At 47.8% G+C, this 14,194-nt stretch carries 11 protein-coding genes; 7 read left to right on the top strand and 4 right to left on the bottom strand.

The window, feature by feature from the left end; all coding sequences use genetic code 11:
• Positions 1 to 47: 47 nt before the first annotated feature.
• Complete coding sequence (gcvH, locus tag FMS18_RS08780; RefSeq protein ID WP_163293538.1) at positions 48 to 437, top strand: glycine cleavage system protein GcvH; 390 nt, start codon at positions 48 to 50, stop codon at positions 435 to 437.
• 203 nt (positions 438 to 640) lie between these two features.
• On the opposite strand, the gene groL is transcribed toward gcvH, so the two are convergent.
• From groL to FMS18_RS08765, 3 genes are all read right to left on the bottom strand, one after another.
• Positions 641 to 2,317 (bottom strand): chaperonin GroEL, encoded by a 1,677-nt coding sequence (gene groL, locus FMS18_RS08775; RefSeq protein ID WP_163293536.1) that lies wholly within the window; start codon positions 2,315 to 2,317, stop codon positions 641 to 643.
• Positions 2,318 to 2,404: 87 nt separating this feature from the next.
• On the bottom strand, positions 2,405 to 2,692 hold the full coding sequence (gene groES / locus FMS18_RS08770) for a co-chaperone GroES (RefSeq protein ID WP_163293534.1): 288 nt from the start codon (positions 2,690 to 2,692) through the stop codon (positions 2,405 to 2,407).
• A gap of 183 nt (positions 2,693 to 2,875) precedes the next feature.
• Positions 2,876 to 3,520, bottom strand: coding sequence for a S24 family peptidase (locus FMS18_RS08765; RefSeq protein ID WP_163293532.1), 645 nt, complete (start codon positions 3,518 to 3,520; stop codon positions 2,876 to 2,878).
• Between the two features lie 194 nt (positions 3,521 to 3,714).
• Between FMS18_RS08765 and FMS18_RS08760 the strand changes: the two genes are divergently transcribed.
• Positions 3,715 to 4,032: a helix-turn-helix domain-containing protein gene (locus FMS18_RS08760; RefSeq protein ID WP_163293530.1), complete on the top strand. Its 318-nt coding sequence runs from the start codon at positions 3,715 to 3,717 to the stop codon at positions 4,030 to 4,032.
• Positions 4,033 to 4,129: 97 nt separating this feature from the next.
• Positions 4,130 to 6,457, top strand: coding sequence for a diguanylate cyclase (locus FMS18_RS08755; RefSeq protein WP_163293528.1), 2,328 nt, complete (start codon positions 4,130 to 4,132; stop codon positions 6,455 to 6,457).
• 42 nt (positions 6,458 to 6,499) lie between these two features.
• On the opposite strand, the gene FMS18_RS08750 is transcribed toward FMS18_RS08755, so the two are convergent.
• On the bottom strand, positions 6,500 to 6,958 hold the full coding sequence (locus FMS18_RS08750; RefSeq protein ID WP_163293526.1) for a chemotaxis protein CheX: 459 nt from the start codon (positions 6,956 to 6,958) through the stop codon (positions 6,500 to 6,502).
• Positions 6,959 to 7,353: 395 nt separating this feature from the next.
• Between FMS18_RS08750 and FMS18_RS08745 the strand changes: the two genes are divergently transcribed.
• From FMS18_RS08745 to FMS18_RS08730, 4 genes are all read left to right on the top strand, one after another.
• Positions 7,354 to 9,045 (top strand): glutamine--tRNA ligase/YqeY domain fusion protein, encoded by a 1,692-nt coding sequence (locus FMS18_RS08745; RefSeq protein ID WP_163293523.1) that lies wholly within the window; start codon positions 7,354 to 7,356, stop codon positions 9,043 to 9,045.
• 212 nt (positions 9,046 to 9,257) lie between these two features.
• A complete protein-coding gene (gene hydF, locus FMS18_RS08740) occupies positions 9,258 to 10,766 on the top strand; it encodes a [FeFe] hydrogenase H-cluster maturation GTPase HydF (protein WP_163293521.1) in 1,509 nt (502 codons plus the stop codon).
• A gap of 17 nt (positions 10,767 to 10,783) precedes the next feature.
• Positions 10,784 to 11,797 (top strand): BMP family protein, encoded by a 1,014-nt coding sequence (locus tag FMS18_RS08735; RefSeq protein ID WP_163293519.1) that lies wholly within the window; start codon positions 10,784 to 10,786, stop codon positions 11,795 to 11,797.
• Between the two features lie 15 nt (positions 11,798 to 11,812).
• On the top strand, positions 11,813 to 14,191 hold the full coding sequence (locus FMS18_RS08730) for a response regulator (RefSeq protein WP_163293517.1): 2,379 nt from the start codon (positions 11,813 to 11,815) through the stop codon (positions 14,189 to 14,191).
• The last annotated feature ends 3 nt before the right edge of the window (positions 14,192 to 14,194 follow it).

Raw genomic sequence — 14,194 nt, 5'->3', positions numbered from 1 at the left:
TTCCTGCTTTAACCTTTCAGAACAACATATAATTTTCGGAGATAATCATGAGTGAATTTACTTTTCCCGCAGACGTCCTTTACCACCCTGAGCATACTTGGGTGCTGATTAATGATGATAATACTGCTGTCGTCGGCATTACCGATTTTGCACAGGACCAACTCGGCGAAGTTGCTTTCGTGGATCTGCCTTCCGCAGACGATCATTTTGATGTTGGTGAAGAGTTTGGTTCTGTTGAGTCCATCAAGGCGGTCAGCAGTCTGTATATGCCTATCTCCGGTACTGTGACTGAAGTGAACGAAGGTCTTGAAGATGCACCTGAAGATGTAAACACTTCTCCTTACAAAGAGGGCTGGATGCTGCGCATTGCCCTTGATGCGGACGCTGATAAAAGTCAGTTGCTGAGCCACGAAGATTACGCAGCAAAAATTAGATAATCCACCTGATCCCGGACCCCATAGCCGGGATTCCACTCCTTAGACGGAGCTTATACCTTAAGAGCGGCCTGCATTGTGCGGGCCGCTCTGAAATTTTAAGGAGATCTTTTCTTCGGGCGGGAGTAAAAAGCAAAATCCCCGGTAACCTTATGGCTGCCGGGGATTCTTTTAATTGGCTTTGTGGGCCGGATGGTAAGGCTGGCTTAGTACATGCCGCCCATGCCACCCATGCCGCCCATGCCACCCATGCCGGGCATACCGCCGCCCATGCCGCCGGGCATGCCTGCGGGCATGTCATCAGCTTTTGAGGGCTTTTCAGCGATAGCGCATTCGGTGGTCAGCAGGAGACCTGCAACGGAAGCTGCATTCTGGATAGCGATACGGGTAACCTTTTTGGGGTCGATAACACCGGCCTTGATCAGGTCTTCGTATTCGCCGATAGCAGCGTTGAAGCCGTTACCGTCTTTGGTTTCTTTTACTTTTTCAACAACGATGGAACCTTCGAGGCCTGCGTTGCCGGCGATCTGGCGGAGAGGCTCTTCAATGGCGCGACGGATGATGTCGATGCCTGCGGTTTCGTCATCGTCGGAAGCGTTAACGTTTTCCAGAGCGGGGAGGCAGCGGATGAGTGCTGTTCCGCCACCGGGAACGATACCTTCTTCAACAGCAGCGCGGGTAGCGTTGAGTGCATCTTCCACGCGAGCTTTCTTTTCTTTCATTTCAGTTTCAGTTGCAGCACCAACGTTGATTACTGCTACGCCGCCAACGATTTTGGCGAGGCGTTCCTGAAGCTTTTCACGGTCGTAATCGGAAGTGGAGAGGTCGATTTCGTTGCGGATCTGGCCAACACGGGCTTTGATCAGTTCGCCGTCGCCAGCACCGTCTACGAGAGTGGTGTTGTCTTTGTCGATTACAACGCGTTTTGCGGAACCGAGGTGCTCGAGGGAAACTGCTTCGAGGTTGAGACCGATGTCATCGGAAACAACTGCGCCGCCGGTGAGGGCTGCGATATCAGCGAGCATTGCTTTGCGGCGATCACCGAAACCGGGAGCTTTAACAGCAACAACGTTGAGGGTACCGCGCAGTTTGTTGACTACGAGGGTAGCCAGAGCTTCGCCTTCGATATCTTCAGCGATGATCACCAGGGGTTTGCTCATTTTAGCAACCTGCTCGAGGACGGGCAGGAGTTCTTTCATGCTGGTGACTTTCTTTTCGCTGATCAGGATCAGAGGCTCATCCATTTCGCAGATCATTTTTTCTGCGTTGGATACGAAATAGGGGGAGAGGTAACCGCGGTCGAACTGCATACCTTCAACAACGTCGAGAGTTGTGTCGAGGCCTTTTGCTTCTTCAACAGTGATAACGCCTTCTTTGCCGACCTTGTTCATGGCTTCAGCAATGATGTTACCGATGGTTACGTCATTGTTGGCGGAGATGGTACCTACCTGAGCGATTTCTTTCTGATCGCGGGTGGGCTTGGCAAGACCTTCGAGGTGATCGATGATTGCTTCAACAGCTTTATCGATACCGCGCTTGATAGCCATGGGGTTACGGCCTGCTGCTACGAGCTTAACACCTTCGGTGAAAACTGCCTGAGCGAGGATGGTAGCGGTGGTGGTACCGTCACCGGCGATGTCGGAGGTTTTGGAAGCAACTTCCTTAACCATCTGTGCGCCCATGTTTTCGAACTTGTCTTCCAGTTCAATTTCTTTGGCTACGGAAACACCGTCTTTGGTGATGACCGGGGAACCGAAGGATTTGTCCATAACAACGTTACGGCCTTTGGGTCCGAGGGTTACTTTTACAGCGTTGGCGAGTTTGTCTACGCCGAGTTTCAGTTTTTCGCGTGCTTTGGCGTCGAAAAGAATCTGTTTAGCCATTTGGTGTTATCTCCTTAGAATAAAGAAATGTATTTAATTATCCAGCCCTTGGGGCTGTACTTATGTACGATTACCGGAGCAGCCTGATTATTCTACAACTGCGAGAATATCGTCTTCGCGCATGATCAGGTGATCTACGCCTTCGATATTGATTTCAGTGCCTGCGTATTTAGCGAAAAGAACGGCGTCGCCTTCTTTAACACCCAGAGCGATTCTGGTGCCATCGTCATCAAGTTTGCCGGGACCGGCAGCAATGACTTCACCTTTAAGGGGTTTTTCTTTTGCAGAGTCGGGGATAATGATTCCACCAACGGTTGTTTCTTCCACTTCAAGGCGTCTGACCAGTACACGGTCTGCTAACGGCTTAAGTTTCATCTGTTTTCCTCCAATATTTCAGTACAATTTTTTGCTTTCAGGCTTTTGCCTGTGAACCGCTGCGGCCTATCATGAGGTCGTAGGAAAAAGAATCCTGCCGCAGGGATTGAATGAAAGTAAGTCATTATTAAAAAGTGTCAACAGCATGATTGCGTTTTTTTTGAAAATCATGAAATTGATTTTTTAAAGAAGGTCTTTGGCTACAAAGACGACCCTGCCGATTGGGGCCCAATTGTGCGCTGCATTGTTGCTTTCCAGAATTATTGGCCCGGGGGAAATGCCCTGATTGTCGGAAAGGAGCAGGATTCTTCCAGGCTCCCTTGCTACGCGGCGGACCAGTATTTCTTCATCAATTCGCACAGCGTAAATGCGGCCTTCAAAAAAATCCTTTTGGGATTCGTCCACCAGCACATGGTTTCCGTCTTCAATGCGCGGTGCCATTGCATCGCCCGTTACGGTCAGCAGTTTCATGGAATCCGGATCGCCTTTTTCTGACATCCAGTTAATGTTGAAGGCGAGTAAGTCCTGTGCTTCATTATCTATATTAAGATTTTTTCCGTCCTGCTCAGCGCGGGCAAGTGCTCTGGGAGCTTTTCGGAAATCATTTACATTTTCAGTGTTTTCTTCAGGGAAGATAATTCTGGCCCCGATTTCATCAAGCACCCTCGCCAGTACCTGAATATGTTTGCCCCGTTCCTGTTTTATGTAGCGGAGAATCTGGTTTGGAGCCACTTCGCATGCTTTGGCCATCTGTGTCGGGTTGGCGTATTTGCGGTTCGGCCCGATCATGTTTCTAAGTCCCTCAACTAAATCATTATAGAAACCCATGTTTCCTCCTTGGCATAAGCGACTACTCTTTTTTTTGATAAATGTCCTTAATAAGTTTTTATTTCTTAGGTTGTTTTACCATTTGGTAATATTTATTTATAAAATGGCTTGCAAATGGTCTGTTTTGGTAATAAAAACTGTCCCGTTGTTGTTTTGAGTTCAGATATTTTTTAAAATTACAAAGGAGTCATCAGATGGGGGTGGAAACAGTTTCGGGGAGCGATGTTTTCCCGGATATGGAAGGAAGACGGGCTATGTCCGCTGAGGGGTTGATCAGTGTGTTGGGCAAAGAGGCTGCTGAACGGCTAATGTATTTCTGGGGCGGGACTAGGGTTTCCGTGCCCGATCTCGAAGAGCTACAGAAGCTGAGGCTGCGGGAGCGAATTTTTAAGGCTTACGATCGGGGAGCTACCCCGGCGCAGATAGCTGAGAGATTTGGCATTTCAGTGCGCACTGCCCAGCGAATTCGCAATTTCTCCAATTACGTTGAACGTGATCCCGAAATAATGTAATATTTTGTTTTACTAGTGCATCCATATTTGTTGCTTCTCGCGCGAACTTTCGTGATGCTCGTAATGAAATGAACTTCTGTTCGGGATATCTATTTTCATGAAGACAAAAAACTCAAGCAGTGTTTTTTTATATTTTATCAAACGATTTTTTATTGTCGCGATACTGATTATTGCCGTCTCTGCATGGGCTCTGGTTACCCAGAGAAATCAGTATCTAAACATTGTTAAAAATCATGAGGTTGATCTGGTAAAAAGCAATATATCTGCTTTTAATTCCTGGCTTGAGTCCGGCATTGAATATACCGGGATACTTGCCGGTCTGGTCGAGGACCAATTGGCAATGCAGGGAGATCCTCATGAAATCGATAACCGTATTGCTGAGGTTTTTTCTGTATTCGGCTCCCGTTGCAAGGGGTGTGTGCAGATGCGTTACCTCTCATCGGATGGAATGGAGTTGGTCAGGGTTAATATAGCTGATGGGCGCCCGCTCCGTGTTTCCGGGAATTATCTGCAAAACAAGAGCGGGCGTGCTTATATAAAGGAAGCATCAAAGCTGAAGGATGATGTTTATATTTCCCGTTTTGACCTGAATATGGAGTTTGGGAAAGTTGTGGTTCCCTATACCCCGGTGATCAGAGTTGTAAAAAAAATCTATGCCAAAGGCATGAGGCCCGGTTTTCTGGTCATAAATTTTTCCGGTGAGCAGCTTTTCAGGATATTTAGTGAAACCGGAGCGGAATCATTCGGTAATCTTTATCTTATTAATGATGACGGTGGCTGGATTGTCGGGCCGGACGAGACATATGACTGGAAGTTTCTTTTCAAACCTGAAGAGGGACTGATTGAGCGTGAATTCCCTGATGTCTGGAATGAAATAAGAGGTAAGAATCACGGGCAATTTACAGCCTCAGATGGTGTTTATACCTTTGATTCCTTGAGCAGCAATTCTTTTCATTACGTTTTACGGCAGGATGTTGTTTTTAGAGAGGGTTGGAAGGTTGTTTCGCGTGTGCCGGACGAAGCTTTGGTGGTGCCGCGCAGGAATGCGATGCTTTTTCTATTGAGTTTTCTCGTTTTGATGGTGGGGTATTTGTTCTGGCGTCAGACATCCATGACCGTTGCCAGCGAAGATATTCGCCTGGCTCTTGAGGACAGTGAAAAGAGATTTATGGATGTGTCTGATGCTGCCGGGGAATTTATCTGGGAAACAGGGCCTGACGGTAGTTTTGTTTTTGTGACCGGCAGGGCTGAGGACGTGCTCGGATACAGCGCGGAAGAGCTTATCGGGCGTTCCCCTTTTGATTTTGTGGATGAGGAGTCTTCTTGGGATGTGCGCAAGGAGTTTCTTGATGCCGCCCAGTTCGGGCACAATTTCCGGGGACTGGTTTTCAAGTTTGTTAACCGTGATGGTCGTAAGATCTGGCTTGAATTCAACGGGGTGCCTGTTTTTGATGCTGAAGGAACAGTCACCGGATTCCGCGGTGCCACTTCTGATATCAGTGCTCAGAAGAAAGCTGTTCAGGACTTGCAGGACCGGGAAGACATGCTTCAGAGCATAAGTGATTCCGTTCAGGACGCATTAGTACTGATGGATGAGAAAGGGCTGGTTCATTTCTGGAATCCGGCAGCGGAAAAGATTTTCGGTTTCAGGGCTGACGAGATGCTTGGTGAAAGTTTGCAGTGCTGTTTTTTTGCCGAGGATAATCTTTCTCCTGATGATTCAGAAGCGGATGTTAATTATATTGACGGGCTTCTTTCCAGTTACGGATCTTTTACTGTGAACGTGCGTCGCAAGGGCGGCGATGTTTTCCCGGCTGAGGTTCTTCTTTCGCCGCTGCGCAAAGATGAGCAGTGGTGGGTTGTTGGAACGTTCAGGGATGTTACCGAGCGCAAGGAAGCTGAAGACAAATTGCGCAAACTGGCTACCACCGATTCCCTGACCGGGCTTAGCAACCGCCGCTTTTTTATGGAAAGTGCAGAAGAGGCTTTGGAGCGAACCCGCAGGTACGGGCGTGAGCTTTCCCTGCTGATGATGGATATAGATTATTTCAAAACAGTGAATGATATGCACGGACATGATGCCGGCGATGATGTCTTGAAAGATCTTTCCCGTACGGGTTTGAAAATCTTACGTAATATTGATGTATTCGGAAGGATCGGCGGGGAAGAATTTTCTATCCTGCTTCCTGATACCGGACTTGAAGGAGCTGGTCAGGTGGCTGAAAGGCTGCGCTCGGAAATTGAGTCCACAGCTATGAATACCCGGTCCGGAGTCCTGAATATTACCGTGAGCATCGGTGTTGCTACTTTTAATGAAGAGACAAATACTTTGGAGCATCTGCTTAAAGCAGCGGATATCGGCTTGTACGCGGCCAAGGAGGCCGGGCGTAATCAGGTCAAGGTGCAGTTGTCGCCAAAGAATTAAAAAAATCCCCGGAAACAACGTTTCCGGGGATTTTTATAAATTCTAATCGAAACCGAACTCGATGGTGAAGTTACCGTGGTCCGTGGTGAATGGAATCGCCATTACCGGACCGGCTGTGACATGGGCAATGGTATGGTTGTCACCCATGATTACGGTGGGGGTGGAGCCTTGAAGTTTGTACCCCATTTCTGTGAGCCCCGCTCTTGCCTGACCGGAAACCATGTTGGTTATTTCACCCACTGCATCTTTTACGTCCTGAACGATGTCCTGGATATCTTCACCGAGCATATTTCTTACGATCTGCGCGGCACATGCTTTTTCAAAAGAAATTGAGACACTTCCGTTTACTGATCCTGTAAAGCCTACGATGCCGGTTACATCTCCGTTGGCAGTATTACCTTTTTTAACAAACGGTTTTCCCGCTGTAGGCGTGATCATGGCCATCATTGTCAGGATGTCCGAAGTTGCCTTGATAAAAGGTTTGGCCAATTCTACATTCATTCTAGCGACTCCTTAAAAAAAGTTGGCATATATGCTTTATGCGGCAGACCGGAAATATGTTTTCCCCTGCGGACCCGGTCATACCTTATGATTTCATGTTTTGTCAGGAATTAACCCGTTGCTGTTGCGCTTTAAGCACCTTAGCAGAAAAAAAGATCATGAACAATTTTTTTAAGAGTGCTTTCAGTATTTTGACTGACTCTTTCCAATTGTTTTCCTTGTGTGATGTTTATTGTGTTTAAAAGGAAAATGTACGAGAATATTTGACTCCGGTATATTTGACCGTAGGCATAAATTTTCGTACTTGAATATGATTCTTCGTGAATGATGCTTTTCCCTGCGACAATTCAGGCAGGGCAGCTGATGAATAAAAAAAAATTTAAGGATATAGATAAATGTCAGATACTACTGAATCTAACGTAGGCAAAAATTTTATTACCGCGATTATTGATAAGGATAATGAAACCGGAAAGTATGAAGGAAGGGTGGCGACCCGTTTTCCTCCTGAGCCTAACGGTTACCTGCATATCGGACATGCCAAGTCTATCTGTTTGAACTTCGGGCTTGCCAGAGATTACAATGGTACCTGCAACCTGCGTTTTGATGACACCAACCCGGTTAAGGAAGATACCGAGTACGTGGAGTCCATTGAAAAAGATGTTCGCTGGCTGGGATTCGATTGGGAAGACAGACTGCACTATTCTTCCGATTATTTTGACCAGCTCTACACTTATGCTGTTCAGCTGATCAAGGACGGCAAGGCTTATGTGGACGGTTTGAGTGCTGAAGAGATCCGTGAATACCGCGGCTCTCTCACTGAACCGGGCAAAAACAGTCCTTACCGTGACCGTCCCATTGAGGAAAACCTCGATCTTTTCGAGCGCATGAAAGCCGGCGAATTCGAGGACGGCAAGTATGTGCTGCGTGCTAAAATCGACATGGCTTCTCCCAATGTGATTCTGCGCGATCCTACCCTTTACCGGATCAGGAAGGCCCACCACCACCGCACCGGTGATAAGTGGTGTATCTATCCCATGTATGACTTCACCCATTGTATTTCCGATTCATTGGAGAAGATCACCCATTCAATCTGCACTCTTGAATTTGAAAACAACCGTGCTCTGTATGACTGGACCCTTGAAACTCTTGGGGCGTACCGTCCGCAGCAGATTGAGTTTGCAAGGCTCAACCTCAGTTATACCGTGATGAGCAAGCGCCGTTTGATCGAGCTGGTGGAAGAAGGTCACGTTGCCGGATGGGATGATCCGCGCATGCCCACAATTTCCGGCATGAGAAGACGCGGGTATTCCCCGGCTTCCATCCGTAATTTCTGCGAACGCATCGGTGTTGCCAAGGCTGCAAACATGGTTGACTTCGCACTGCTTGAATTCTCTGTGCGTGAAGACCTTAATGCCCATTCCAACCGGGTCATGGGTGTAGTTAATCCTATCAAGCTGGTCATCGATAATTACCCCGAAGGTCAGGTTGAAGAGTTCGAAGTCCAGAATAACCCGGAAGATGAGTCTGCCGGAACACGCAAGGTGCCTTTCTCCAAGACTCTTTACATTGAACGTGATGATTTCATGGAAGATGCGCCCAAGAAGTTTTTCAGACTTTCCGTGGGCCGCGAAGTCCGTCTGCGTGCAGCTTACTATGTTACCTGTACTGAAGTGATTAAGGACGAGAATGGCGAAGTTATAGAATTGCGCTGTACTTATGATCCTGCAACCCGTGGTGGCTGGTCCGACGATGGCCGCAAGGTCAAAGGAACCATCCATTGGGTTTCAGAGGAACATGCTGTTGAAGCTGAAGTGCGTCTTTACAACCATCTCTTCACCAAAGAGAATCCCATGAAGAACAAGGATGGTTCTGATTTCAAAGACCATATCAATCCTGATTCCCTTGAAGTTCGCACCGCATACGTTGAGCGTTCTCTTGAAAATGTGGAACCCGGTTTCCGCTGCCAGTTTGAAAGAATCGGCTATTTCTGCGCTGACCCGGATTCCACTTCTGAAAAGCCGGTTTTCAACAGAACTGCCACTTTGCGTGACACTTGGAAGAAAATTGCCAAGAACCAGAAAAAGTAATACCGTACCCTTGCGGGTGTGGGAAAATTTTTGCGGGGTCCTTAGGGGGTCCCGCATTTTTTTTTGCCGCCGCGAATGTTTACCGGTGTAAAATCGTTTCGGGATAATAGGATGAAAGGTTTTGTAAAAAGTGTTATTTCTTGAACAAATGATAATATTCAGTCGTACAGAAGTTGTTTTGCCAGTTAGTGATATGAACCGGAGGTTGAAGAATGACTGATGAAATTGGAAGCGGTTCCAAGCTTGCCATAGCCATTGCGGGCAGAAGCAATGTGGGTAAGTCTTCAATAATACGTGCCCTTTCAGGAATTGAAGGTGGAGAAGTAAGTCCCGTTGCCAGTGAAGATGAGATGTATCCCCTGACAAGGGCTGAAATTCATCCGTTGGGTCCGGTAACAATTTACGATACCGATGCGCATGTTCCCGGTGATGACCGGGCACGGGCCATAAAAGATGCCTTGTACAGCGTGGATGTTGCGGTCATTGTTACCGATGATTCCGGTATTCTTGATGAGGAACGGGAACTGACCAACCTGTTACGCGATCGCGGTATTCCCTGCGTCATGGTTTTTAACAAGGCGGATATCCGGCGGCCCAGCCTTGCGGATATGGAATTCTGCGGTTCGCGCGGGGTTCGTTTTGTGGCTACCTCCACTGAGGATGGACGCGGTATTGAACGGCTCAAGAAATCCATAATGGCTCTTGCGCCGGAAGAGAATATGCTTGATCCTGTGCTGGCCCGTGATCTTATGGGGAGAGGGGATTTTGTGGTCTGTGTGGTTTCAGAGGACCCTGTTTCACCCAAAGGAAGACTGGGGCTTCCCAAATCGCAGGTTTTGCGTGAAATCCTTGATGTCGGAGGGATCGCGGTTATCGTCAAGGAAGGGGAGCTTTACCAGACTATTTCCGGGCATAAACGGCGTCCGGCCCTTGTTATTGCCGACTCCGAGCCAATCAAAAAAGTCATGGATATTATTCCGCGTGATGTCTCCCTGACTACTTTTCCTATTCTTTTTGCTCGCCATAAGGGCAATCTGGAACAGCTTGTTCAGGGTGCCAATGCCATTGATCATCTTGAGGACGGCGACAGGGTGCTGATTGTTGAAGCCTGTCCCCACCATCCCAAAGCCGAGGACCTCGGCAAGGAGATGATTCCGGCTCGTATAGCGGGGTATACTGACCGCAACATCATATTTGAATCCAAGACCGGGTGCGGTCTCCCTCTTGATTTGTCGGAGTATAAGCTTGTGGTCCATTGCGGAGCATGTATGGCTGAACGTGCGGATATGCTCAGGAGAATCAGGGATTGTGACCGCCAGCAGGTTCCCATCACCAATTACGGTCTTGCCGTTGCCAAGGTTGATGGTACCCTTAAGCGTTTGATTGAGCCTTTTTTTAAAGATGAGGTTGAAGAACGCAAAGAGCTGACCGGGAAGATAAATGTTTACCGGGGCAGCAATTCTCAGGCTATGCATCTGGTTGTCCCTGCTGAAATCCATCCGGAAAAAGCGGTGCCGTTTAATCTTATGTATCTTTTCGGGGATATTGAGGTGACCAAAGAACATATCGGTTTTTCATCATTGCCTTTTGCCCGTGGTGGGCAGCAGAAGATCAGGAAATTTGTGGAAGAGCACGGATATTGTTTTTACAAATGGCCGGGCCGGGTTCTGGGGGCCGATCTTGGCGGGCTTCTTGATCCTGATGACAACAGTGAAGCGTGATTTAGGCAGATAAGATCATGATCAGGAAAAATTCACATTTCAGGCTTGCGGCCTTCCTTTTGTTTTTCTTTTTTGCTTTTGGACAGGCTTCGGTCGGTCATGCAAAAGAGGTAAAGATCGGATTTGTTGCTTCCGGAGACACCATTAATGATTCTTCTTTCAATGAGATGGCTGTTGCCGGGTTGCGTAGATTACAGAAGGAAGAACAGGTCGAAATTGTTGTCTGTAAGGGTGGATTCGGTTCGGAGTCAGTCAGGGAGGCCATTGATTCTCTGTTGAAGGAGAAGGTCAGCATTTTGGTTATTAACAGTGCGTCCGCCAAGCAGAGATTCGGTGAAATTGCCCTCGATCATCCAGACGTTGTTTTCATTCTCAATGATTGTTCCATTGAAGGGTATCCCAATATTATCTCAATTGAATATGCGCAGGGTGTTGGGTCATGTCTGGTGGGTGCATTTTGCGCATGGCAGACAAAAACAGGCAGAATAGGTTTTATCGGCGGTAATGAAGCACCTGTGATCAATGATTTTCTAAACGGGTTTCTCCAAGGTGTGAAATACTCCGGCAGGGATGTGGAAGTTGACGTGAAATTCGTGCGCTCGGGAGTATCAGAGAGAGGGTTCGAGGACCCGCAGCAGGCCAATACTCTAGCTATGGGTATGTATAATAACGGAGCTGATATTGTTTATGCGGTGGCCGGGCTTTCCGGCAACGGCGTAATTCAGGCGGCGCGTAAAAGTGGTAATTATGTTGTCGGAGTAGATTCCGACCAGGACTACATGGCTAAGGGAACTGTTCTGACCAGTATGATGAAAAGGCTTGATGTTGCTGTGTACAAAGAAAGCCTTGCTGTCTTGAATGGAAGTTATGTTCCGGGGCGCAAGGTTTATGATTTGACTAACGGCGGTGTCGGGTTGACTGAAATGAAATACAGCAAACATCTGGTTTCAGCAGATGTCCTGAATATGCTTGACGGTTTAAGAAAAGGTCTTGCTTCAGGAAAAATTAAGTTGAAACCTTCATCCGATTAACGGGATTTTTTTTAAATGGCTAATTTTTTCAGGATCAGACGTAGAATTACCTTGGGGCTTGTGGGGGTGCTGGCGGCGATTTTGTTGCCGCTTGGTTACGTTTTCAATGAGCTCTACCTGTACAAAGTTGAAAGTTCCATAGAATCCAAAGGAAATATGGTTGCCTCTCTTGTTGCATTTTCAGGTAGCGAAGCAATTCTTAATTTTCAGGATTACAAGCTGGAAGAACTGGTCAAAAACGCCTGTGTTGATAAAGAAGTCGTTTCCTGTGCCGTTTATAGTCAGTCCGGTTCTTTGGTCAGCCAGTTCGAGGATCTGGACGAAGGGACGGATGTAAAGAAAGCGATATTTATTGAAAGGCGTATCCTTAAGGATGGAGAATACCTGGGCTATGTTCGCGTTGGAATTCTGAATGACGATTTTTCAAATAATTTTTCATTTGCTTTGATCTATATTCTGCCTTTGCTTTTGGGAGCTGCGCTGGTCGGAGGGTTTTGTCTGCGGTTGTTTCTCAGCAGGGCTGTGGTTTCTCCTGTGGTCCGGCTTTCGGAACAGGCAAAACGTGCGGAAGAAGGAGAGAGTGTCCTTTTTGAGGGTTTGGAAAGAGAGGATGAGGTCGGCAGTCTTGCCGGTTCTCTGGAACGGCTCTCCACCAAGTTGGCCCGCATGCAGGCCGAACTGGATCATAAGGTTGTTGAAAGGACCGAGACCCTCAGTGAAGTGAACCGCAAACTTAGAGGTGAGGTGGATGTCCGCCGTAAGGCTGAGCGTGACTTAAATACGGCACTTGAAGAGCTTTCCTTTACTGTGCGGGAACTCGAAAAGTCAAAGGATAAGGCTGAGAAGGCCAGCCAGTTCAAAAGCCAGTTTCTGGCTATGATCAGTCACGAAATCAGAACTCCCATGAATGCCATACTCGGTATGGGGGATTTGCTGCTGGAAACCGAACTTGACCCCGAGCAGATGGGATATGTGGAAATTTTTCGGGGGTCGGGAGAATTGTTGCTCAAGATCATTAATGACATTCTTGATTTTGTGCAGATTGAATCCGGGCAGATTGAATTGGTTCCCGTTCCTTTTGATCCTTCGCGGGATGTTCAGAGTGTGTGCAAGAGTGTGGCCCACTCCGCTCATGCAAGGGATATTGAAGTTATTTGTGATGTCGATCCGGGAGTTCCGGCGCAGGTTGTTGGTGACCCGGTCCGGGTACGTCAGATTTTGCTGAATATTGTTTCCAACGCTGTAAAGTTCACTTCCAGCGGTGAGGTCGATGTTCGTTTGAGCATCGAAGAATCAGGGGATGATTTTGAGCGGCTGCTCTTTACGGTTCGCGATACTGGAATAGGTATTTCAGAAGGGCGGCGGGAAAGTATTTTCGATAGTTTTGTTCAGGCTGACGGGTCCACCTCCCGCGAGCATGGCGGGGTTGGATTGGGGCTGGCTGCGGCTTCACGTCTGGCAGTTCTCATGGATGGGGATATTCGCTTTGAGAGCGAAAGCGGCAAGGGAAGTATTTTTTATTTTTCCATTCCTTTTAAAAAATCCGTGTACGAACCTATGCGCAGTGTGGCGGATTTTTCCGGAACGCGGGTTTTGCTGGTGGATGATAATCATACTGTACGAGAAGTGCTGGCCCGCAGATTACAATCATTCGGGATAAATGCGGCTGTGGCTGCTGACGGTCCTGAAGGGCTGCATTATCTTGCAGGGGGGACAGAGCACGAAAAGCAATACGATCTATTGCTTGTAGACAGTGATATGCCGGATATGCCGGGGGTTGACTTCCTTTCAAAAGCACAGCAGAAAGGGTTGCTTCCCGGGCGCGTGGCAATGATGTTCTCTGCTGGGTGTACGGAAGAAGACAGACAGAACGCCCGTTTGGTTGGAGCTGATTATACCTTGATCAAGCCGGTTTTTGATGCGGACCTGATCCGCTGTCTGGCTTCTGTGGGGGATTCCGCCCAAGACAGAACAAGAGCCGGGCGGGGAATGAATATCCTGCTGGTGGAAGACAACGAAAGCCATCGCAAGATACTGGAGCTTTTTATTCTTGATACCGGAGCGGATATAACTGTTGCCGTTGACGGTTTGCAGGCCGTACAGCTTTTCAGCGACAACAGTTATGACCTTGTTTTTATGGATTTAGAACTTCCGGTCATGGACGGTATTACGGCTGTAAAGCGGATGCGTGAATTCGAACTGGATAGTGACAGACAGCGGGCTGTAGTTGTTGCGCTTGCAGCCAGAGCATACAGTTCCAATCGGGTCGATTCTGCGCGGGCGGGGTGTGACGGATTTATTTCAAAGCCTGTAAAATGGGATACTATAAGATCAACCGTTTCGGCTGTTGCCGCAAAGGGTGGACTTCCTGAAGATATTACTATTCTGGAGTAAGAA

It is taken from the genome of Desulfovibrio sp. JC022 (assembly GCF_010470665.1).
Lineage (GTDB): Bacteria > Desulfobacterota > Desulfovibrionia > Desulfovibrionales > Desulfovibrionaceae > Maridesulfovibrio.
Note: the sequence above shows the minus strand (reverse complement) of the source record. Positions and strands in the feature narration are given on the sequence as shown.